The organism is Rhodococcus sp. ARC_M6 (genome assembly GCF_022810305.1).
GTDB lineage: Bacteria > Actinomycetota > Actinomycetes > Mycobacteriales > Mycobacteriaceae > Rhodococcus_F.
This window is the reverse complement of sequence record NZ_JALGQH010000039.1, coordinates 25,101-47,132: the sequence shown is the minus strand read 5'-3', so window position 1 is coordinate 47,132 and position 22,032 is coordinate 25,101. Positions and strand designations below refer to the sequence as shown.

Below are 22,032 nucleotides of genomic sequence, written 5' to 3'. Positions count from 1 at the left end.
TGATCGAATGGCTGCCGTCGGTGGTGAACGTGTGGTTCAGCGTCGCAACACCAGCATTAACCGGTGCGGTACCCAAAACTGTTGCACCGTCCTTGAAATCGACGGTACCGGTAGCACCCGCCGGAGCGACGGTAGCCGTGAGATCCACAGCCGTACCCGTCTTCGCTGTCGCCGGAACGTTCAACGTGGTCGTGGAATCGACGATGACCGGATCCGTGGAAACCTCGACCGTCGAAGCCGCCGACGTAGACGTACGGTTCGTGGCGTCACCGGAGTACACAGCCGTGATCGAATGGCTGCCGTCGGTGGTGAACGTGTGGTTCAGCGTCGCAACACCAGCATTAACCGGTGCGGTACCCAAAACTGTTGCACCGTCCTTGAAATCGACGGTACCGGTAGCACCCGCCGGAGCGACGGTAGCCGTGAGATCCACAGCCGTACCCGTCTTGGCAGTCGCCGGAGCATTCAGCGTGGTGGCAGTGTCGACGACGACGGGACCTGCCTCGGCGACCGTGATGGTGGCCAGGGCGCCGGCGCCGGCGTTGAGAGCGCTCTTGTTGTCACTGGGGATGCAACGGGTGGGCGCCCATTGGGTTCCGAGAACCGGGACCGAGGCTTTCGCCAGCGAGGTGCTGAAGTTCTGGTCAGCGCCGTAGTTGGCGGCGCTGCCGGCGGTGCGTACCTTCGGAGTGATCACGCCGGGCGCAAGGGCCTTGACCGTGATGTCGACCGCCGGAAGCTGGTACCAGCTGTCGCCACCTGCGTTCGCCGAGCCGTCGATATTCTTCTTGTTCTTGGGGACGAGGATGCCGCCCTCGGCCTTGAGGTTGTTGTTCGCACCGTTGCCGATGACCTCGTTATTGCCCGAGAGCCGGACGATGGGGCCGGCGACATTGTCGACGGCGCCGGCCTCACTGACGCGCAGGACATTGGGAGTCACGCCGCCGATGTTGATCCCGGCGCCCACGACTGCGGCGCTCTGGAACTCGGCATTGGCGGGGATCGCGTAGTCGTACTTCAGTCGTGAAAGGTTGGTCGTCGTCGCACCCGAGTCCGAGTTGGGATAGGAGGACGCGTTCGGCTTGATGCGGTAGGTGAAGATCTCACCCGGCGCAACTGTCGCCGGCGCGTCGACGGTCATCGAGGCGGCGACGGTCTTGTCGACGGTGACGAGAGACTTGGCCTGGCAAGAACTGTTGAACGGGGTGGACGTCGTCTCGGCGTTGGCCGGACTACCGATCAGCATCATTCCAGCGACAACTGCCACGCTGGTGATCGGTACAGCAACGCGCTGTACCGAGGATTTCGACATTGAAACTCCTTGCGCCCGACCAGGTGGTAACCGTCACAGGCATCGTGGTTGAGTGAAATCCAACACACTTTCTCACTGAAAAGCGGAACTCGTTACAGTTTTGCGCAAGTTACTGGACGGTATATAAAAAACGACAATAACCCCAGGTCAACTCTCAAGTTGAGGTTCAGAGTCATGGGGTCGGTGCGGCGGAAACCGGCAGCCGTCACCCTGTGACGGTCTCTAGATCTTCACTACCTCCGCGGTCGGGATCGAGCCTCATGCTTCACCATGTCGTCGACCGACAGTGGGTCGTCCGAGCACTCACAAGCGGAAGTCCAGACGTTGATCGTTCAGTACTGCGCGATGACCTCGTCGGCAAAACGACGAATCGAATCAAGGCGTCCCCGGCGATCGTCGGCAGCAATACCGTACCGATGCCACGGAGACACCCGGATCTCTGTGACGCCGAGAGCCTCGAGTTCCCGATACCCGTCGATGTCGCGGACATCGGTCGGCGAAACGTTGATCTCGAACGGGATGTCGGATCGACCGTATTCGGCCCGCAACTGTGCGAGACGCTCAATAGCAGAGGCCAATTCGTCTTTGGTCACATTCACCGAGATCCAACCGTCGGCCAACCTGGCGGCGCGTCGCAGACCGGGTTCGCTGTGTCCGCCGATGAAGATCGGAACAGGCGCATCGGGTGCGGGGCTGATCATCAATGCATCAAAATCGTAGTGTTTGCCGTGGTATTCGACCCATTCCGGGCCGCGACCTGCGCACACCGCCTTCAAAATCTCGATTGCCTCATCGGTGCGGGCACCTCGAGTACGCATTTCTGTGCGCGTGTACGTGAATTCCTCCGGAATCCACGAGAGTCCAATGCCGATAGCCACCCGATTTCGGGACATCACGGCCATGGTCGACACCTGCTTGGCCGTCAACAGCGGATCTCGCAACGGGAGCTTGAGTACGTTGGTATAGAACCGGATTCGCTGTGTCACGGCGGCCATCGCTGCCATGGCGATGAAGGGATCCGGCATCGGAGTCTCCGGTGCCCACATCCGCTTACCGTCAGGCGAGTACGGGTAAGGCGCCGAGACATGTTCCGGATAGAACACCGAATCGGACATCGACAGACCGTCGAATCCTGCTTCTTCTGCAACCTGAGCCAACTCGCACAAATCCAGGGCATCGATCATCGCGCCCGCCAACGACCACTTCATCGCTCCACCATTTCATCGCTCTTCGACCGGTATTACATCCACGACCGTATTGTCTTGCAGTACAGAACAAAACACCTCGTCCTGATGGCCGGGACGAAGAAATTCCGCCCCGGTCGTCCCCGCGGCAGATCAGTTCGGCGAGATCCAAGCCTCGTCGAAGAACATGATGTCCGTGATATTGCGCTTGACGCCGTGAATGTTTTCATCCCACGCGGTCAATACCGAAGCTGGACCCCAGATCGCATAAGGCACAGTCACATTGGCATATTTCTGCACTTTGCTGATTGCGTCACTGACAGCATCGTCAGTCGGTGCGGTCTGGACCGCTGTGATCAGGGTGTCCATCTCCGGGTCAGCGAACCCGGAAGGATTGTTCTTCGAATCGCTGGCCATGCTGTTGTACAAATTCATGTAGGGCGCTTCTTCCCCGACCGGCGCGCCACCGCGGGTCATATCGAAATCATGATCTTTGTACACCCGCCGGACCAGGTCCGTCACGTCGGTTGCGTAGTCAATAGCCACGTCGAAGCCGATTGCGTTCAGCGACGCTTGCACGGCCAACGCGGTGGCCTGTTGGTTGGGTTCGGACGTTGCGAGGTAGCGGAGTTTGCCGTCGTACCCCTCGGCTTTCGCTTGATCGAGCAGAGTTTTCGCCTTCTCCGGATCGAAGGGAATGCCTTCGGTGTTGCTGTACCAACGCGACGACTCCGGGACCAGTTCGGAACTGGCGGTACCTAACCCGTTGTTCGCACGAGTATTGATCGCTTCCGGGTCTACCCCGTAGGCGATCGCCTGTCGAACGCGAACATCAGCACCCGGCCTGCCGGCTCGGTTGTTGATCGTGCCGATTCCGTTCTGACCGGTAGGACTGAGGTAGCCGGAGTATCCGTCGGCGAGAACCTGCTTGATGACGCCTTCGTCACGGAGGATGTATGTCATGTCGATCTGGCCGCTCTTCAGCGACTCGTATTGGGACTGGGCACCCGAGGTGGGAACGAACCGCACTGTGTCCAACGGAGGCTTACCACCCTGATAGTCCTTGCGCGCAGCGAGTACCAACTCCTCGTGCGGCGCGAACTTGGCCAAGGTGAACGGCCCCGCCCCGATCGGGGTGAACGTTCCGCCCGCCTCTGAACTTCGTGCGACGATCATTCCGGGGCCCATCGACAACAACGCCGGGAACTGCTTCCACGGCCGTTTGAGCACGAAGTCGACTGTGGTTGCGTTCGGAGTATCGACTCGCTCGACGATATTCAGCCAGGACTGCGACACGTCGCCCTTGCCGACCACGAATCTGTCGATGCTCCACTTCACGGCTTCAGCATCGAGAGTGCTTCCATCGCTGAAGGTCAGACCTTCCGGCAACGTCACCGTAAATACCGTGAAGTCGTCATTGCTCGTCAGCGTCTTCACAAGCTGGGGCACGAAGCTCTCGGTTGCCGAGTTGCTGCGTATGAGCGTGTCGTAGATTGCAGCCATTTCGGTTCCGCCAGTTGAGCCGGCGGTTTGAGTTTTGGTTGGATCCAGCACTGCCGGGAATGAATACGACCCGAAGGTGAGATTGCCTCCGTCGATCGGTGCTCCGGCATCCGGTGCGCCCACGAAGCCTGCCACACTACTACCGGCGAGGGAGTCTGCGGCTGGGGCGTCACCACTACTCGACGCACAGCCGGTCAACAACATTGCACCTGAAATTGCGAGTGCAATCAGGCTGGTACAGGATCGAATTATCTTGGTGTGCATACGATTCCCCTGCTGAGACGGGCCGGTGAACTTTCCGCCCAACGAGGCGACGTACTACACGGCCGATACGGCCGCGTAGTACGACTGTTCACACAAGACCGGGTGAGCCTGCCTGCTTAGAGCTTGATTACCTTCGCGGTCGGGATCGGGTGCGAGTCCGCCTTGATCCAGCGCATCGCCCAAGTCCCCTCCGCGTGGGAATCGGTGTTGATCCAGTTTCCGTAGCCCGGATCCTTCGCCGCCACAACGATTGTCATGGTTCCATCGTCGTTCAGCTTCGCGGTGTGGTTGTTGATGTAGATGTTCGTCCGGTTGTAGTCGAGCGACTCCACCCAGAAGTTCTGCAGCACGAAGTTGAAGTACTCGCAGTTCGGAATCTCGGTCTCGATGACCCACGCCTCGTCCTCGGCGAGCTTCCAATACCCGTGGAAGTAGAAGATCGTCGGGTCGCCGCCCGCGTTCTGGAAGTAATCCTGCCCCCAGTCGAAGATCTCGTTGGTGTGCGGCTGGAACTTGCGGGACCACTCGAGGAACGTCTCCGCCATACCCTTCACGATCCCGACCGACTTGCTCAGACGCTCGCCGATCTCCTCCGGGCTAAGCGGTACGAACTCCCCCTCGGGGTTCAGGCACTCGATAGTCAATTCACCGATAACCTCGTTGCGACGGTCCTTGTAGGTCTGCCGGACGGAGATGAGGTTGCTGTCGGGTGCCAACGGCAGCCAGGCACCCTCGGCGGGCTTGTCCACGCTCGCGATGAACTCGAAACGACCGTTCTCGTCAACCTCGAGGTCGTGAATGTGCAGGTCGCCGGTCTGCAACATGGTGCCGTCAATGTGGTATCGATTGACGCGTGAACCGAAGGTGATCAGCGGGACGGTGCCCCGGGTGCCGATAATCCGGTAGCTGAACTTGCCGGAAATATTGGCACGCATGTAGACGTTGTCCGGGTTATCGGCACCGATCTTCGTCATCATGTTGGGGTTGGGAGCCGACGAGAACTGCGGCCACCGCGGATCGGTGTACTCGACGCAGTTGATCGTTCCGTACCGGAGCAACCGACTCAAGTAGCGGACGCCCTCGGCCTGGGTCAGCGGATCCTGAGGGACGATCTCGTCCTCCAGGATCTTTCCGACGTCGAGCAACTCTGCGCAGAACTTTTCCCAAGTAGCGTTCATCTGAATCTCCTTGTTCTAGTTGATATTTCGAGCATCTAGACGGTGGTGGGGGCGATCGGAGCGACGGGGGTTGTCGCGGCGAACTTTGCTTCGACGTCGGCGGTTGTCACGCCGAAGTCCTCGAGCGAATACTGGTGCGACGGACGGCGATGTTCCGCGAGGCTCGCCTGATGCGACACCTCCACGGCGGCGCGAGCCTCGTCAGTGAAGGGCAGTGCGAACTGCGTGTAGATCTTCGAGGTCGTACCGACCGCGTCGGCGAGGAAGTCCTTGAAGTCAACGTCGATGAACTGCTCCGGATTGTAACGGGCACGCGCACTGTTGAAGTTCGCGTTACCGCGCGCCCACAGGTCGAGTTGGGTGCGTCCGATGGTCGGGCGGTCGAACGCCTTCGACATGTCGTGCCCACCCTGCTCCGCAAGGCTGAAGGTGGACGCCATCGACGTCTGCGGATCGCGGAAGGTGCGAACGAACAACGCATCCGGGTAGACCCGCATGATTTCGTCGATCGCGAAGACATGGCTAGGGCTCTTGAGGACCCACCGCCGATCCTGGTCATTGAGCCCGATCAGCTGCAGGTTCTTCTTGTGCCGCGCGTACGTTTCGGTCCAGTCCTGCTTCTCCAGCCACTGCGAGTAGCTCGGTACGTGCGCGATGGTCTCGAACGCGGTCGAGAGCATCGTCTGCTGCAGCAGACGCCAACATTCCTCAACCTCCTCGGCACCCATGAAATGCACCTTCATCAAGTCTGCCTCGTTGCGCTGGCGTGCTCGGTAGAAGGCATCGGAGCGAATGTAATCTTCATTCTCCGACCACTTGTCGCGATCGGGGCGTGGCTGCGGTGTCTCGGCGAGCCACATCTCGGCACCCTGATGCGCCGGGTCCGCACCGAGCAACCGGTGGAGGGCAGTGCTGCCAGTCCGCGTCAACCCGACCACGAAGATCGGACGCTCGATCGGAACGTCGACGTGCTCGGGGTATTTCGCGAAGCCGGCCTCGCTGGTCAGGCGCCCCGCAAGCGCTCCGGTGATCATCTTGCGAGCGATCACCTTCCCCTGGGGCGTGAGGTCGGCCTCCCGCTCGAACGACTCGAGCAGAACCCCAAGCCCTTCGAGATAGCCGTCACTGCCGAAATCGTCGTACCCGGCTGTCTCACGCGCGGCCTGGTGCAGGTCCTCGATGGAACCAATCCCGTCGTAATCGTGTGTCATCGATCAGTCCTTCTAGTTCAGTGGTGGGTGTGGCCGCAGTTGACGTCGAGACACTGCCCGGCGATGGCTCTGGCCGAGTCGGACAGGAGAAACACGACAGCATTGGCGATGTCGTCCGGCTCCGGTAGCCGGCGTAGATCGGTGCCGGCTGCGATCTCGTCGTAGATGACCTTGGGGTCGACCCCGGCGGCCGCCGCCTTCTTGTCGAAGAAGTTCTTGACCGAATCCGCCCAGATATAGCCGGGGGCAACGGAGTTGACTCGAATCCCTTTGGGACCGAGATCGATCGACAGGCTGCGCGCCATTGCCAGAAGTCCGGCTTTCATTATCCGGTACGCCCCGAACCCGGGAAGCTGATTACGCAGCACCATGGACGTGACCATCACGATGGACCCCTGTGACGCAGTCAGTGCCGGCACCAATGCGCGGGTGACGTTGAGCGCCGCAATCAGGTTGATGTCGATCCCCGACTGGATGGACGTCAAGTCCGCATCCAGGAGCGGGACCTGTGCCGGTTGAACAAAGGCATTGTTCACCAGGGCGTCCACGGCCCCGAACTCGTCGAGTGCCTTCTGCGCCAACGCCTCAATCGAATCGACGTCGGTGAGATCGGTGGGAACTGCCAGCGCGATTCCGCCGCGATCACGGATCTCCGTTGCCACTGATTCCAAGCGCTCCCGCGTGCGGGCAGCCAGGACGACGCTCGCCCCGGCCGCCGCGCTCTGCAGGGCAATCGAACGCCCCAACGCCGGCCCCACTCCCGAGACCACAACAACCTTCCCGGCCAGTAGGCCCGAAGCGCTCAACACAGGGCCTGCGAATCGAGAACCACACTCAGAGAAACGATCTTGCAGTTCTCGTCGAACTCGAAGAGATCCGTGGTCGCAAAATCCGCCATACCCGCGCGTTGCACCCGCAACTGCATCGCTGCGTACTTTCCCGTCACCGTGATCGGACCGAGGAGACTCACAGTGAAGTCGACCTGAGCGTTCGCCGTATCGAAGGCTCGGATTTCGTCGATCCCGCTGTATGTCTTGACGCCCAGAGGTTCGTGTTGAAGAGCCTCGTCCGCAAACAACGCAACCAGTTTGTCGACGTCATGGTTCCCGAGGTGATTGACGTAATCTTCGACAGCAGAGACGATTTCAGATCGATTTGGCACAGCTACTCCTCATATTTCTTTCGTGTCAGGAAATGATTCCGCGGGTGCGGAGGTGTTCGATGACAGCAGCACCGGCGACGGCCGGAGACGTAGTTGCCGTCTCGATCCGAAGGTCCGGGTGCTGCGGCGGCTCGTAAGGCGAATCGATGCCGGTGAAGTTACTGAGCTCACCGCGGCGAGCCTTCTTGTACAAGCCCTTCGGGTCACGCTGCTCTGCGACGGAAATGTCGGTGTCAACGTAGATCTCGGAGAACTGTTCCGGACCGATCAATTCTCGCGCAGCCTGCCGTTCAGCGTCGAACGGCGAGATGAAGGAGACGAGAACGATCAGGCCGGCGTCGGCCATCAACCGGGCGACTTCGGTGACGCGGCGGATGTTCTCGACACGATCAGCCTCGGTGAACCCGAGATCCCGATTGAGACGATGACGAACGTTGTCGCCGTCAAGGAGATAAGTATGGGCACCGAGGGCGTGCAGTCGACGCTCCACATCGTTCGCGATCGTCGACTTTCCCGATCCCGAGAGTCCGGTGAACCACAGAACCGCCGGCTTGTGTCCCTTGAGTCGGGTGTGGGCATTGGCATCCACATCGACTGCCTGCCAATGGATGTTGTCCGACCGACGCAAGGAATGCTTGATCAGCCCGGCACCGACCGTGCCGTTGGTGAGGCGGTCGATGAGGATGAAGCCACCCATGTCACGGTTGTCCGTGTACGGGTCGAACGGCACGGCGCGGTCGAAACTGATGTTGCAGACACCGATTTCGTTGAGCGCCAGTGTGGTGGTGGCGTTCTTGTCGAGTGTGTTGACGTTGATCTTGTACTTCGGCTTGGTGATACGTGCCTGAACGGTGATGCTGCCGATCTGGCAGAGATACGGCCGTTCGGGCAGCATCTCGCCTTCACCCATCCAGACGATGTGCGCTTCGAACTGATCGGAGACTGCCGGCGGAACGTCCGCGACTGCGAGAACGTCACCTCGGCTGATGTCGATCTCGTCGTTGAGGGTGATCGTGACGGATTGCCCGGCACCCGCCTCGGTGAGGTCACCGCCCATGGTGACGATGCGAGCCACTGTCGACGATTTCCCACTGGGCAGTACCCGTACCGAGTCGCCGGGTTGCACTGTCCCGGAGACGATCTGGCCGGAGAATCCGCGGAAATCGAGATCCGGTCGGTTAACCCACTGCACCGGCATCCGGAACGGACTGCGCTGGGTGGAGTCGTCGATATCGACGCTCTCGAGGTGCTCGATCAGACTGGGACCCGTGTACCAGGGCGTGAGAGCACTGCGCTCGGTGAGATTGTCACCCTTGTACGCCGACATCGGAATGGCCACGAACCCGTCGAGTCCGATCTCGGAAGCGAAGGACGTGTAGTCCGCCACGATAGTGTCGAACACCTCCTGCGAGTAGTCGACGAGATCGAGCTTGTTGACCGCGAGCACTACGTGCTTGATGCCGAGCAACGACACGAGATACGAGTGTCGGCGGGTCTGCGTCAGGATGCCCTTGCGCGAGTCGACCAGGATCACCGCGAGATCAGCGGTCGAAGCGCCGGTCACCATGTTGCGGGTGTACTGCTCATGTCCCGGTGTGTCCGCGACAACGAACTTACGACGTTCGGTCGTGAAGTAACGGTAGGCGACATCGATGGTGATGCCCTGCTCACGTTCGGCTGCGAGCCCGTCGACGAGGAGCGCAAAATCGAGCCCTTCGCCCTGTGTTCCGCTCTTGCGCGAATCCGCTTCGAGTGCCGAAAGTTGGTCGTCGAAAACAAGTTTCGACTCGTAGAGCAAACGGCCGATCAAGGTGCTCTTGCCGTCGTCGACGCTGCCGCAGGTAATGAAGCGCAGCATGCTCTTGTTGGCGTGCCGTTCGAGGTAAGCCTCGATGTCGTCGGCGATCAGATCCGAGGAAACAGTCATCAGAAGTACCCCTCTTGCTTCTTCTTCTCCATCGACGCGCTGGAATCGTGGTCGATGACCCGGCCCTGGCGTTCGGAAGTGGTGGTGAGCAACATTTCCGAGATGATCTCGGTCAAGCTGGTGGCAGTCGATTCGACGGCCCCGGTCAACGGGTAGCACCCGAGGGTCCGGAAACGAACGCTCTTGAGTTCCGGTGTTTCACCCGGCAGCAACGGCATCCGGTCGTCGTCGACCATGATCAACGCACCGTCACGTTCGACGACGGGCCGCTTCGCCGCAAAATACAGCGGGACAATCGGAATCTGTTCCTGGCGTATGTATTCCCACACATCCAGCTCGGTCCAGTTCGAGAGCGGGAACACGCGCAGGCTCTCCCCCGGCGATTTGCGGACGTTGTACATCCGCCACAATTCCGGTCGCTGCTGCTTCGGATCCCAGCGGTGCGCAGCCGATCGAATCGAGAAGATCCGTTCCTTGGCCCGTGACTTTTCCTCGTCGCGGCGAGCGCCACCGAAGGCCGCATCGAACTTGTAGTGATCCAGGGCTTGTTTGAGGCCCTCGGTCTTCCACATATCAGTGTGGACGGCACTGCCGTGGGTGAACGGGTTGATCCCCTTCTCCACACATTCCGGATTGGTGTGCACGATCAGATCGAGGTCCGCTGAGGCTGCGGTCTCGTCACGAAGGTCGTACATTTCGCGGAACTTCCAGGTCGTGTCGACATGGAGCAACGGAAACGGGAGCTTCGACGGGTAGAAGGCCTTTCGCGCGAGATGCAGCATCACGGCGGAGTCCTTACCCACCGAATACAGCATCACCGGGTTCTCACTCTGCGCCACAGCTTCACGCATGATGTGAATGCTCTCGGCTTCGAGCCGTTCGAGATGGGTCAGTGTAACGGTCATCGTCCCAATTCCTCCAGTGCTGTGGCGGCGAGTTCAGGTCGGCAGATCAGCAGATCCGGCAACCACGGATTCTCTTGGTTGTAGCGCAGCTCGCTGCCGTCGATACGTGAAACATGCAGTCCGGCAGCGCGTGCAACGGCAACCGGTGCCGCCGAATCCCACTCGTACTGGCCACCGGCGTGGGCGTAGACATCTGCGTCCCCGCACACCACCGCCATGGCCTTGGCTCCGGCGGAGCCCATCTCGATCAACTGAGCATCCATCGAATCCGCCATCCGCATGACCGGTTCTGGGCGCCGCGTCCGCGACACCACAACTCGAACCGGTGTGGCCGAACTGTGTCCACCGTCGCCATCGGCGCTCGAGTAGGTAACCCCGAGAGCAGGCATCGCGACGGCTCCTACGGTGAGAGAACCCTTTTCGACCAGAGCAACATGCACGGCCCAATCCGATCGGCCGGCTTCGCCGTACTCGCGGGTGCCGTCGAGCGGGTCGACGATCCACACACGATCGGCACTCAGACGGGCAGTGTCGTCGGCGCCCTCTTCTGAAAGCACCGCATCACCGGGAAAGCGTCGGGCAAGTTCGGCGACGATGAACTCGTGGCTGAGCTGATCCGCAGCGTTCTTGAACTGTGCCGGGTCCAATCCAGCGTCACCGAGAGTTTTCCGATGTTCGAGCAAGAGCACACCGGCCGCAGTAGCGACGTCGCTGGCCGCCTGCTCGTCCGTGGTTCGTGTCATTTGTACTCCACAACTGTGTAGACCTCCCGCGCTTTTCGCGCCGGGGAGGAACTAAATGTCTGCGATCGAGCCGGTAGCCCGAATCTTCTAGACCGGCGAGGGTTCGGTTTGTCGGAGCACCTCGACTGTGGCCTGAAGCACACAGTAGCAGAAGAATGAACGATGTTCATTCTATTTTGAACAATGTTTTTTCTGTGATGCGTATTACCTTACCGACCCTTGAGTGCTCGAGAACGAACAGTGTTCATCCGCAATTGAGGTTGGACGCAGTCCCGGCTACGGTGATCGAATGAGCAGTACCAGCAGTAACTCGATCTACGGTGACGCCGAAGTACGTCGACGCCGAACACTGGATGCGGCGATCTCGCTCCTGGACGAAGGCGGGTACTCGGCACTGACCATCCGCGCCGTCGCGAAACGTGCGGGTACCAGCACAGGATTGATCTATCAGTACTTCGTCGACAAGCAGGACATCTTTGCGGCGCTACTCAGCGAAAGCCAACTCGAGATGGCCGATTTCGTGAACTCGCTCCCCCGCGACCAAGGGCTCACGACACTACTGGCTTCGATAATTCCGGAATTTGCACGGCACTGGGCCAGGGTGGGTCGACTCACCACCACCTGGCGCGATATCGAGGGCATGGCCGGATCCGAGAGGGAGAGCATGCTCGAACTTCATGCCTCCGTGGCGGTCTACAACGCGGCGCTGATTCGCGCCCTCATCGAAGCTGCCGCAGCCGAGGGAAGTTCCCTGCTGGATGACCCCGCGCTGATCCACGTCGTACTCTCCGGACTCAAAGGCCTGGCGGACACCATCGTCAACAACATCGCCAAGGAACTCTCCCCGGAGCACCTGATGAACGTCTCGGCCCGCGCACTCGCGCGGGCCATCACAGCATAAATCGAACCATTGCTCAGGATTTTACGAGACGTGCGATTGCGGCCTGAGCTTCCTTGATCTTGACGTCCGCTTCGGGACCGCCCTGCTTGGCTGCTTCGACGACGCACCCGGCAAGGTGGGCGTCGAGAAGTTTCAGAGACACGGACTGCAATGCACTGGTAGCCGCAGATACCTGCGTGAGGACATCGATGCAGTACCGGTCGTCCGCAACCATGCGCGAGATACCGGCGACCTGACCTTCGATGCGACGAAGACGTTTGAGCAGGTCTTCCTGCTCCGGGCTGTAACTACTCATACCGCAAGCATACCCCCTACCCGTATCCGGGTGGTTGAAGTGCGGGTCAGTGAAGTGCGACAGACCCCATACGTATTCGTCGAATCACATCGATCATCATCAGACCTGCCAGCAGAACAGACAATCCTGCACCCGAAATCCACAGGCCGTCGTAGTGGGTCCCTTCGAACGGCGGTGCACCCTCGATCAGCGGAGCGAAGGTCGAGGTGGTTCGGCCGGCATTCCAGCACATCACCGCCAGCGCCAGAGCGGCCACAGCACCGACGACACCCACCCAAGTTTTGGCACCCTCTTTGACGCCACCGCGTCGCTCATTCATCGTTCACGCTTTCCTTTTCAGCGCCCATCACCTGGTTCAAGGCCTCGCGCAATGCCTTGTCATCCTTCGCCCAGGCCCGAACCAAACCACCGGTTGTCAGCCGTAAACCAATGCCGTGCCGCCGGCGCGGTACACCCGAGAGTTCGCCCAGTGCCCGAGCGGTCTCCCACGGTTCCATGTCCTCTTCGTAGGCGGCGTCATCCGATTCGGGAAACATCTCCGCGATTTCCTGGAGCGGCACCTCCTCGGTGCCCTGGCGCAGCGTCGTGGTGGTCAATTGGACGCTGGCATGCCGACGCGCAGCAATCACCTGCACGTATACCAACCCGGTCAGGATTACCGCGAACATCGCCAACCCGAACCAGTGCACAACAGGACCGGTGAACAGTTCGATGATCAGCGCAATCACACAGAAAATCGGGCCGAATGCGATGGCAACCATCCGTGAGCCCGGCTCGTAGAAGAGGACCTCTGGCGAATCTTCAACCATGGGCAAACCAACTCCGCGTCGAATCACGATAGATCGACACACCGGCACCAATTAGCATGACGGGAACGACGAGCGCCAGGAGCGTGCTGATCCCGGCAACCACCAAAGCGATCTGCAGTACCGAGAACACACCCGAATAAATGACAAGAATTCGTCGATACAGACTCCGGCCCATCCGCGTCGGAGTGGCCAGACCGCCGACAATCAGTCCGCTGAGCAGCAACACCACACCGAAGACGCGCACAAAAGTGACATAGGTATCGATATTGCCGGGAGAAATGCCCTGACCGGAGAACTGTTCTCGCAGTGAGTACGAGGCGCTCGACAGATTGATCAAGCCGAACAGGATCAGCAGGAATGCGCTCGCAATCCACAACCAGAAGGCCGCGTCGACCGTAGTCGGCGGCCGGACTTTACTCGACGATCTCACAGCGCCCCGCCTGGGCTATCCGCCATCATGTTCACCGCGCTTGCGGGGGAAATCTGAGGAAATATGGATTCGAGTCCTTGCGGTGCATCATCACAATCGCAAAAACCGCGGCAACCGCCTGCAGGATCTGTGCGCCACCGAGCAAGAGCGTCGTACCGCCGCCGACGCCGAGGCCCAGAATCACCGGTACTGCGGAGACCACCATGAAGACTCCGCCGAACGTCAACAGCATGCGTGCCCAGTTCTTGCCACGACTCATCGATCGCACGACTAGTAGGAACAAGGCCGTGAATATCAGGATCATGACTGCTGCCATCACAACTGCCATCGGGAAGACGTTCTCGATGTCGGCACGCGTGAGGCCCGCGTCAACTGCAGCGGGGTTGCGGAGCATCTCGTCGACAAACGTGGACTTCTGGCCGAGCATTATCGCGATCATCGCGCCGCCCTGCACGACACCCAGCACGGTCACCGCCCACCACAACTGAATCGCCGTCACCACGTCGGTCGGCGGTTCAGCCTTGTTTCCCGACGAATGCGGCGACGGATTGGTCGGCATCGGACCGAGGGGGTGGAACTGGTTTTGGTACTGCTGGTGTTGGTACTGCTCGTTGTCGTACGGGGGTTCCTGGCGAGGAGGCGGCCACTGCTCGGTCATGAAGACAGCGTATCCGTCGGAGCAGCCATACTCACCAATGCTCGCGTCACTTCACAACCAGCCGGCAACTTCGGCAGCCCAATAAGTAAGCACAACATCTGCTCCGGCCCGCCGGATACTGGTCAACGATTCGAGAATTGCCGCATCCCGGTCGATCCAGCCGTTCTGCGCTGCCGCCGTGATCATCGAGTACTCCCCCGAGATCTGGTAGGCAGCCACCGGAACCGGCGAGCGGTCGGCGGTCTCACGCAGGATGTCGAGGTAGGACATGGCCGGCTTCACCATCACCATGTCTGCGCCTTCGGCGATGTCGAGGTCGACCTCGCGCATCGACTCACGACGGTTGGCCGCGTCCTGCTGGTAGGTACGACGGTCACCTTCCAACGAGGATCCGACAGCTTCGCGGAAAGGTCCGTAGAACGCCGACGCGTACTTCGCTGCGTAGGCCAACTGTCCGACCTCGGTGTAACCGGAAGCGTCGAGCGCACCGCGGATAGCTGCAACCTGGCCGTCCATCATTCCACTCGGACCGAGGAGATGAGCCCCTGAATCTGCTTGCGCGAGAGCCATTTCGATGTATCGAATCAGAGTCGCATCATTGTCGACGGCACCGCTAGGGCTAAGGACTCCGCAGTGACCGTGATCGGTGAACTCGTCCAAGCACGTGTCGGCCATGATGACCGTCGAATCGCCGAGCTCTTCTGCGAGAGCACGCAATCCGACGTTGAGAATTCCGTCGGGGTCGGTGGCTCCCGAACCCTGCGGATCCTTGTCTTCAGGTTTGGGGACACCGAACAACATCAATCCGCCGACGCCGGCTGCCACGGCCTCGGTAGCCGCGACGCGTAGTGAATCGAGCGTGTGCTGATAAACGCCTGGCATGGAACTGATCTCATGCGGGGCGCTGATCCCATCCGCGACGAACATCGGCAACACGAGATGCCGCGGCTCGAGCGTGGTCTCCGCTACCAGGCGCCGAAGCGCCGGAGTGCGCCGGAGTCGGCGAGGACGATGGGTCGGAAACACAGGAGGCCCTCCTACGTCGGGACTGCTGTGCGCCTTTATTAACCGCGGGCGGTTTAATAAAGGCGCACAGCAGAGGAAAAACTAGCGCCTACGAGACTTCTTCCGCGGGGGCGGCAGTGCGCCCTCGGCACGAAGTCGAGCAGCGTGCTCCGCAAGTGCCTCGACCAAGGGGCCGACCTGCGAAGTTTCGGGCTGCACGTCAACGCGCAGGCCGAACTCGATGGCAGTCTCGGCGGTCTTCGGTCCGATGCACGCAACCAGGGTGCGAGCGTGCGGCTTGCCGGCGATACCGACGAGGTTACGAACCGTCGAGGAGGAGGTGAAGCAGACGGCGTCGAACCCGCCGGTCTTGATCATCTCGCGGGTCTCGGCGGCCGGCGGTGCAGCGCGCACGGTGCGGTAAGCGGTGACGTCGTCGATTTCCCAACCGCGTTCACGCAGACCCTCGGCGAGGGTTTCGGTTGCGATGTCGGCGCGGGGCAACAGAACTCGGTTGACCGGGTCGAAAACGTCGTCGTAGGGCGCGAATTCGGCCAGCAGACCTTCGCTGGACTGATCACCCTTGGGTACCAGCTCGGGGTTGATGCCGAACGAGCGAACCTTGGCTGCGGTGGCTTCACCGATGCAGGCGATCTTCACACCCGAGAATGCGCGGGCATCAAGACCGAATTCTTCGAACTTCTCCCACACTGCGCGAACAGCATTGGTGGAAGTGAAGACGACCCACTGGTAACGACCGTCGACGAGACCCTTGACGGAGCGCTCCATCTGAGCCGGGCTACGCGGCGGTTCGACGGCGATGGTCGGAACCTCGATCGGGATGGCGCCGTGGGTGACCAGACGGTCACTCATTTCGCCGGCCTGATCCTTGGTACGCGGCACGAGGACAGTCCAGCCGTACAGCGCGCGTGATTCCCACCAGGACATCTTGTTGCGCTGGCTGACTACCTTGCCGACAGTCACGATGAGCGAGCCGACGAGTTCAGATCCGGCTTCGTTGAGCGTTGCCAATGTTGCTTCGACGGTGCGCTGCTGACGCGTGGTGCCGCGCACGGTGATAGCGGCGGGCGTCTGTGGTGCCATACCGTTTTCCACCAGTGCACTCGCCGTCTCGGCGAGGTGCCCGGAGGTAGCGTGCAGAACCAACGGTCCCGGTGCTGCCGCCAGAGCAGCCCAATCGACCTCGCCGCGGACGTCGGCTTCGGTGTGACCCGAACCCAGTGCCATACCGGCGTAGCTCGGCACGGCCGAACCTGACGGAAGTCCGGGTAGAACCTCGAACTGAACTTGGGTGCGGGCTACGGCGGTGACCTCGGCGATCACGGAATCCGTGGTAAGCGGATCACCCGCGACGAGACGGACCACGTCGTGGCCGTTCTTCGCTTCGTGCACAAGAGTTTTGGCAACCTCGGCGGGCTCCCCGAGAGCGGGTCGCACGTCGGCGATCAGTTCACCGGTTTCTTCGTCCCGACCCATGTCGATGCCCACAAGAGCGACAACGCCCTTGTCCACATCAGGATCGGTGAACGCCAAAGCTGCGCCGGTGAGGACGTCGCGGGCGCGAACGGTGAGCAGGGCGGGGTCGCCCGGTCCCGATCCCACGAACAGGATCCGTCCGGGAGTGTTCTTTCGGACTCGGGTCATCGGTGATTCTCCAGTGCGCTGTATCGAAATGGGAACTTGGTGCAAGTGCAATTGGTTGTGTCAAACATCGGCGGCCTCGCCTGTGGTCACGTTCATCAACTCTCGGGCGCCGAGTTCGAGTAACTCACGCGCCACCGCTCGGCCGAGTTCCTCGGCCTTGTCCGGTGCACCGACGGCACCGGTACGGATGACGTCCGAACCGTCGAGTGCGGCTGCGCAGCCGCGGATCGACAGTTCGTCGAAAATGTTGCCGTCTTCGTCGATCGATTCGACGATTTCGGCGATTGCCCCGACGGGCGCTGTGCATCCCGCTTCGAGTTCTGCGAGCAGTGACCGCTCGGCGGTAACCGCAGCCCGAGTACTCGCGTCGTCGAGCTGCGCGAGTATCGCCACCAATTCTTCATTGGCGGAGAGGCATTCGACTGCCAGCGCGCCCTGCGCGGGCGCGGGCAGCATCTGAACCGGTTCGATGTTCTCGGTGATGAGATCGAGCAGACCGATCCGGGACAGGCCGGCACGCGCGAGAATCACGGCGTCGAGTTCACCGGATTCGACCTTGCCCAACCGGCGTTGCAGGTTTCCGCGCAGCGGCACGATGTCGAGTCCGAGGCCGAGTGCGCGCAACTGCGAAACTCGTCGCGGCGCAGACGTTCCGACCTTTGAGCCGACCGGCAGTTCACCGAGCACCAGTCCGTCACGGGCAACCAGCGCGTCGCGAGGATCTTCACGAACCGGGATTGCCGCGATCACGAAGCGAGAATCCTGAGCGGTCGGAAGGTCCTTGTACGAATGCACGGCAACATCGACGCGATTGTCCGCCAAAGCTTCTCGGAGCTCGGCGGTGAAGACACCGACACCGATGGTCTGCACCGGATCAGTGGACTGATCGCCTTTGGTCTTGATGATGACCAGCTCTGCCGGATGCCCGGCCGCAATCAGTGCGTCGCGCACGGTTCCGGCCTGGGTAGTGGCGAGAAGACTTCCGCGAGTACCGATCCGCAAGATATTACTGCTCATGCCCGCGGTTCCTTTCCGAAGCGTTCGTCCACCAGATCGGTGGGCGCGGCAACTGCAGCGGGCGATCCGGGGCTGAGCTCGAAGAGCTCACGGAGCGCCGCTGCATACGAGTCGCCGCCTGGCGCGGACGCCAGTTGTTTGACGCGCACTGTGGGCGCGTGCAGCAGTTTGTCCACGACGCGACGCACGGTGCGTGCTACCTCGTCTCGTTGCGGATCGTCGAGTCCGGGCAGACGCGAGTCGAGTCGCATCAGTTCGGCTTCGACGACGTCGGCGGCGCGCTGTCGCAGCGCGGTGACAGTCGGGGTGACCTCGGCGAGTCGCTGACCGGCCAGGTAGGTGGCCAGTTCACCGGCAACGATTGCGCGGGCAGCCTCGGCGTCGGATGCTGCGGCACCGGCGGCCGGATCACGTTGCAGCGCTTCCATATCGAGCACCGTGACGCCGGGAAGGCCGGCGACGGCCGGGTCGATGTCACGGGGCAGGCCCAGGTCGCAGATCACGAGATGCTTGGTGGCGTCGCGGCCCGGATGAGCAAGCGCCCGGTGAGCGTCGGCCAGCGTGATAACGGCTCCGACTGCCCCGGTACAGGTCACCAGAACGTCGGCCTGCGCCATAGCGGACGAAAGCTCTTCGAAGGCAACGCCTTCTGCGACGACGCCATTGGATCGCGCAGTGTCAGCAAGGTGCTCGGCACGCTCGCGGGTGCGGTTGACGACGATGATGCGGTCGATACCGGCCCGGGTCAGGTGCGCAACGGAGAGCCCGCCCATCGCTCCGGCGCCGACGACCACTGCGGTACGTCCGGCCAACCCGCCGTCACCGATGATTCGGGCGGCACGGTCGAGCGCTACCGACACCACTGATGCTCCGGCAGAGTCGATTCCGGTTTCGGTGTGGACTCGCTTGCCGACACGCAGTGCCTGCTGCGCCAACTCGTGAATGACCCGTCCGGCGGCGTGCTGTGCATCGGAAGACGCGTAAGCAGTGCGGATCTGACCGATGATCTGCTGCTCGCCGATCACCATCGAGTCGAGCCCACTGGCTACGGCGAAGAGATGTTCGACGGCGGCTTCGCTGTAGCGCACGTAGGCGTGCATATGCAGAGCTGTGAGATCCAAGCCCGAATGGTCGGACAGAATCTCGCCAACCTCTGCGAGCGCACCGTGGAACGCATCCACTACTGCGTAGACCTCCACCCGGTTGCAGGTGGAGACGATCATCGCCTCGGTGATGTGTGACGACGCCAGAAGCTTGTCGATCAACTTCGGACGATCGGTGTCGGTAACAGCCACTCGCTCGAGAACCGGCACGGGTGCGGTTTGATGCGAGACCCCGACAAGCAGAACACTCACGGCGCGATCACTGATCCGTTTCTGGTCGAACCTGCCCCGACGGGAGCGGGTGAACTTGTGGATGGGATAGACGAAGCGGATGCCGCATGTGCGACGCGTACTCGGGGCCCGTTGGACGCCTGATCTGCGTTGCGTGCGCTGTTGAAGGATAGGACCTGCATTTCGACGGCCAGGTCGACGCGGCGAAGTTCCACGTGGTCCGGTACATCGAGGGCGATGGGCGAAAAGCTCATGATGCACCGAAGGCCGGCCCGGACGAACTGATCGCAGACGTCTTGAGCGGCCTCGTCGGGAGTGGAGATGACACCGATGGTGGCCTTCAGTTCCCGGCAGGCGGATTCGAGTTCGGCGGTATCGCGAACGGCCAACTCCCCCACCTGGGTTCCGACCCGGCCGGAATCACTGTCGAACAGTCCGACCATCTCGAAGCCTCGTCGGCTGAATCCGCCGTATCCGACCAGAGCTTTGCCGAGGTTACCGACACCCACGAGGACAACTTTGTGCCCACGATCAAGCCCGAGAGCTCGCTCGATGCGGATGCGCAGCTTGGTGACGTCGTATCCGACTCCGCGAACACCGTTGGGGCCGAGGAACGACAGATCTTTGCGCAACTTCGCTGATCCGACGCCTGAGGCCTGCGCGAGTTCTTCACTGGAGACGATGGAAGTGCCGCGGTCTGACATCACTCCGAGGACCCGCAGGTACGCGGCCAACCGGGTCACCGTAGCCTGGGGGATGACGCGATCCTGTGTAGTAGCCGAGGAATCCGCAGCAGCGGCACTGACTGTAGTGACAGAAGTGTCCGCAGCGCCGGTGACGCGCTGAGCCAGCGGCTCAGGCGTCTGGTGCGGTTCGGTCACGTCGTTGGCTCCTCGTCCGACCGACACAACTGTCGACCTCCACGATGCTCCGGGGGAATGTTCACACCACGGTAACCGCTTGTGAACCCATGCACAAAGTTGCTTGGAACGGGTTCGATGTGCCTTTAACCTGCAAAGCCATCGATTTCTCCCGATTGAGGGTTGCCTTACTTGCGTAAATCGTCTCGAAGGCGCTCTTCGTCGACTTCCCAGTAACCGTGCTCACGCCCGTCGAGAAGAATGACCGGTAATCGGTCGCCGTACTCGGCCCGCAATTCAGGGTCGCTCACAGCAGCTTCATCCACGTCGATGCACGTCACTTCAAGCTCGAACTCACTGCAGACCCTTCGCGCCGCCTCCGCCGCGCCGACGCAGGAAGCGCATCCTGCGCGTGTCAACAGGGTCACAACATGTCTCTCCGCAGTCATCGAGTAAGTACCTTTCCGGGGCTGGATGCTCATCTACTTATCCCCCGAGTCTGCCGTCTGCCGCCCCCTCGATACCAAATCGGCGGAGAGGAAGGTCACACACTCGCCGCGCTCATCGCCATCCAACCCTTGGTGCCGCGTTGTGGAGGATAGGCTGACTCGAAGAGTTTTCTGCTCAACGGTGCAACACAGGAGGTGCGGGTGCCTGCGCGATCACTACCGAACGGCTCCGGATTCGGATCGGGGCTGGCCGGGGTCATTCTCCCCGGGCGTCGCCGCGTCAAGAATCCGCTTGGCCCGAGCGAATCGGAAGTTCGAGCCAACCTCGCCGGCGAGGCCAGTGTGGATGCAGCGCTTGCGCTCACCGCCGCTGCCACCCCGGTCGAGCCCACCGCGGACGACGAGTCGCCGACGGTTCCGCGCGACCTCACGGCCGCAGCATTCTTCGACGTCGACAACACCATGGTTCAGGGTGCGTCGATTGTTCACTTTGCGCGTGGCCTTCATGCCCGCAAGTACCTCAAGACGTCTGATCTCATGGATTTTGCCTGGAAGCAGGTCAAATTCCGGGTCACCGGGCGCGAAAGCAGTGACGACGTCGCCGAGGGCCGCGAGAAAGCCCTCTCGTTTGTCGCCGGTCGGTCCACTGCCGAACTCGCTCGCCTCGGTGAGGAGATCTACGACGAAGTGATCGCGGACAAGATCTGGCCGGGTACCCGCGCATTGGCGCAGATGCATTTGGACGCCGGCCAACAGGTCTGGCTGGTGACGGCCACCCCCGTCGAACTGGCGCAGGTCATTGCCGAGCGTCTGGGTCTGACCGGCGCGCTGGGCACCGTCGCCGAGAGCGAGGACGGTGTCTTCACCGGCCGTCTCGTCGGCGACATCCTGCACGGCATGGGAAAGGCGCACGCCGTCCGCACACTGGCGGTCCGTGAGGGTCTCAATCTCAAACGATGCTCTGCATATTCCGACAGCCACAACGACGTTCCGATGCTGTCCCTGGTCGGTACGCCTGTCGCGATCAATCCCGACGCCGATCTTCGTGAACTCGCGAAGAACCGCGGCTGGGAGGTGCGTGATTTCCGCACCGCCCGCAAAGCTGCCAAGATCGGCGTTCCCACGGCCTTGATTCTCGGGGCGATCGGCGGGGCACTCGCCGTCATCCTGGCGCGAAGAAAAGAACAGAGCGCGTAAGTAGTTGACGTCCGGATCGGCGA

At 61.3% G+C, this 22,032-nt stretch carries 23 protein-coding genes; 2 read left to right on the top strand and 21 right to left on the bottom strand.

The annotated features are described in order from the left end of the window. From MTX36_RS26745 to MTX36_RS26700, 10 genes are all read right to left on the bottom strand, one after another. The coding region (locus tag MTX36_RS26745) for an Ig-like domain-containing protein (RefSeq protein WP_243622692.1) at positions 1 to 1,312 on the bottom strand (1,312 nt) is incomplete at its 3' end. Positions 1,313 to 1,644: 332 nt separating this feature from the next. Further along, positions 1,645 to 2,520: a TIGR03619 family F420-dependent LLM class oxidoreductase gene (locus MTX36_RS26740; protein WP_243622691.1), complete on the bottom strand. Its 876-nt coding sequence runs from the start codon at positions 2,518 to 2,520 to the stop codon at positions 1,645 to 1,647. Positions 2,521 to 2,649: 129 nt separating this feature from the next. Continuing rightward, a complete protein-coding gene (locus MTX36_RS26735) occupies positions 2,650 to 4,263 on the bottom strand; it encodes an ABC transporter substrate-binding protein (protein ID WP_243622690.1) in 1,614 nt (537 codons plus the stop codon). 116 nt (positions 4,264 to 4,379) lie between these two features. Beyond that, positions 4,380 to 5,441 (bottom strand): DUF1214 domain-containing protein, encoded by a 1,062-nt coding sequence (locus MTX36_RS26730; protein WP_243622689.1) that lies wholly within the window; start codon positions 5,439 to 5,441, stop codon positions 4,380 to 4,382. 35 nt (positions 5,442 to 5,476) lie between these two features. Continuing rightward, the gene (locus MTX36_RS26725) at positions 5,477 to 6,652 is read right to left on the bottom strand and encodes a sulfotransferase (protein ID WP_243622688.1); all 1,176 of its coding nucleotides are present in this window, start codon (positions 6,650 to 6,652) and stop codon (positions 5,477 to 5,479) included. Positions 6,653 to 6,669: 17 nt separating this feature from the next. Next, positions 6,670 to 7,461 (bottom strand): SDR family oxidoreductase, encoded by a 792-nt coding sequence (locus tag MTX36_RS26720; RefSeq protein ID WP_243622687.1) that lies wholly within the window; start codon positions 7,459 to 7,461, stop codon positions 6,670 to 6,672. Beyond that, complete coding sequence (locus MTX36_RS26715; RefSeq protein ID WP_243622686.1) at positions 7,455 to 7,814, bottom strand: nuclear transport factor 2 family protein; 360 nt, start codon at positions 7,812 to 7,814, stop codon at positions 7,455 to 7,457. The genes MTX36_RS26720 and MTX36_RS26715 overlap by 7 nt, the downstream gene beginning before the upstream one ends. A 25-nt stretch (positions 7,815 to 7,839) precedes the next feature. Beyond that, positions 7,840 to 9,741 (bottom strand): sulfate adenylyltransferase subunit CysN, encoded by a 1,902-nt coding sequence (gene cysN, locus MTX36_RS26710; RefSeq protein WP_243622685.1) that lies wholly within the window; start codon positions 9,739 to 9,741, stop codon positions 7,840 to 7,842. Further along, positions 9,741 to 10,646: a sulfate adenylyltransferase subunit CysD gene (gene cysD, locus MTX36_RS26705; protein WP_243622684.1), complete on the bottom strand. Its 906-nt coding sequence runs from the start codon at positions 10,644 to 10,646 to the stop codon at positions 9,741 to 9,743. The genes cysN and cysD overlap by 1 nt, the downstream gene beginning before the upstream one ends. Next, positions 10,643 to 11,389 (bottom strand): 3'(2'),5'-bisphosphate nucleotidase CysQ, encoded by a 747-nt coding sequence (locus MTX36_RS26700; RefSeq protein WP_243622683.1) that lies wholly within the window; start codon positions 11,387 to 11,389, stop codon positions 10,643 to 10,645. The genes cysD and MTX36_RS26700 overlap by 4 nt, the downstream gene beginning before the upstream one ends. Before the next feature lie 289 nt (positions 11,390 to 11,678). Between MTX36_RS26700 and MTX36_RS26695 the strand changes: the two genes are divergently transcribed. Beyond that, positions 11,679 to 12,290, top strand: a complete 612-nt coding sequence (locus MTX36_RS26695) for a TetR/AcrR family transcriptional regulator (protein WP_243622682.1) — start codon at positions 11,679 to 11,681, stop codon at positions 12,288 to 12,290. Between the two features lie 13 nt (positions 12,291 to 12,303). On the opposite strand, the gene MTX36_RS26690 is transcribed toward MTX36_RS26695, so the two are convergent. The 11 genes from MTX36_RS26690 to MTX36_RS26640 all read right to left on the bottom strand — a co-directional run bounded on the left by MTX36_RS26690 (position 12,304) and on the right by MTX36_RS26640 (position 20,812). Continuing rightward, positions 12,304 to 12,585, bottom strand: coding sequence for a metal-sensitive transcriptional regulator (locus MTX36_RS26690; RefSeq protein ID WP_094271743.1), 282 nt, complete (start codon positions 12,583 to 12,585; stop codon positions 12,304 to 12,306). Positions 12,586 to 12,631: 46 nt separating this feature from the next. Further along, positions 12,632 to 12,904, bottom strand: coding sequence for a hypothetical protein (locus MTX36_RS26685; protein ID WP_243622681.1), 273 nt, complete (start codon positions 12,902 to 12,904; stop codon positions 12,632 to 12,634). Beyond that, positions 12,897 to 13,394 (bottom strand): hypothetical protein, encoded by a 498-nt coding sequence (locus MTX36_RS26680; RefSeq protein WP_243622680.1) that lies wholly within the window; start codon positions 13,392 to 13,394, stop codon positions 12,897 to 12,899. Before MTX36_RS26680 ends, MTX36_RS26685 begins: the two co-directional genes overlap by 8 nt. Beyond that, on the bottom strand, positions 13,387 to 13,824 hold the full coding sequence (locus MTX36_RS26675) for a hypothetical protein (RefSeq protein WP_243622679.1): 438 nt from the start codon (positions 13,822 to 13,824) through the stop codon (positions 13,387 to 13,389). Before MTX36_RS26675 ends, MTX36_RS26680 begins: the two co-directional genes overlap by 8 nt. A gap of 31 nt (positions 13,825 to 13,855) precedes the next feature. Beyond that, entirely contained in the window at positions 13,856 to 14,482 is a 627-nt protein-coding gene (locus MTX36_RS26670) for a hypothetical protein (protein ID WP_243622678.1), read from the bottom strand. A gap of 51 nt (positions 14,483 to 14,533) precedes the next feature. Continuing rightward, a complete protein-coding gene (hemB, locus tag MTX36_RS26665) occupies positions 14,534 to 15,508 on the bottom strand; it encodes a porphobilinogen synthase (protein WP_243622677.1) in 975 nt (324 codons plus the stop codon). Between the two features lie 81 nt (positions 15,509 to 15,589). Further along, a complete protein-coding gene (locus tag MTX36_RS26660; RefSeq protein ID WP_243622676.1) occupies positions 15,590 to 17,152 on the bottom strand; it encodes a bifunctional uroporphyrinogen-III C-methyltransferase/uroporphyrinogen-III synthase in 1,563 nt (520 codons plus the stop codon). A gap of 60 nt (positions 17,153 to 17,212) precedes the next feature. After that, positions 17,213 to 18,169, bottom strand: a complete 957-nt coding sequence (gene hemC / locus MTX36_RS26655) for a hydroxymethylbilane synthase (RefSeq protein ID WP_243622675.1) — start codon at positions 18,167 to 18,169, stop codon at positions 17,213 to 17,215. Next, positions 18,166 to 19,524, bottom strand: a complete 1,359-nt coding sequence (locus MTX36_RS26650; protein WP_243622674.1) for a glutamyl-tRNA reductase — start codon at positions 19,522 to 19,524, stop codon at positions 18,166 to 18,168. Before MTX36_RS26650 ends, hemC begins: the two co-directional genes overlap by 4 nt. After that, on the bottom strand, positions 19,521 to 20,411 hold the full coding sequence (locus tag MTX36_RS26645; RefSeq protein ID WP_243622673.1) for a redox-sensing transcriptional repressor Rex: 891 nt from the start codon (positions 20,409 to 20,411) through the stop codon (positions 19,521 to 19,523). Before MTX36_RS26645 ends, MTX36_RS26650 begins: the two co-directional genes overlap by 4 nt. Before the next feature lie 140 nt (positions 20,412 to 20,551). After that, positions 20,552 to 20,812, bottom strand: coding sequence for a glutaredoxin family protein (locus MTX36_RS26640; RefSeq protein WP_243622694.1), 261 nt, complete (start codon positions 20,810 to 20,812; stop codon positions 20,552 to 20,554). A 201-nt stretch (positions 20,813 to 21,013) separates the two neighbouring features. Between MTX36_RS26640 and MTX36_RS26635 the strand changes: the two genes are divergently transcribed. After that, a complete protein-coding gene (locus MTX36_RS26635; protein ID WP_243622672.1) occupies positions 21,014 to 22,009 on the top strand; it encodes an HAD family phosphatase in 996 nt (331 codons plus the stop codon). Positions 22,010 to 22,032 lie beyond the last annotated feature (23 nt).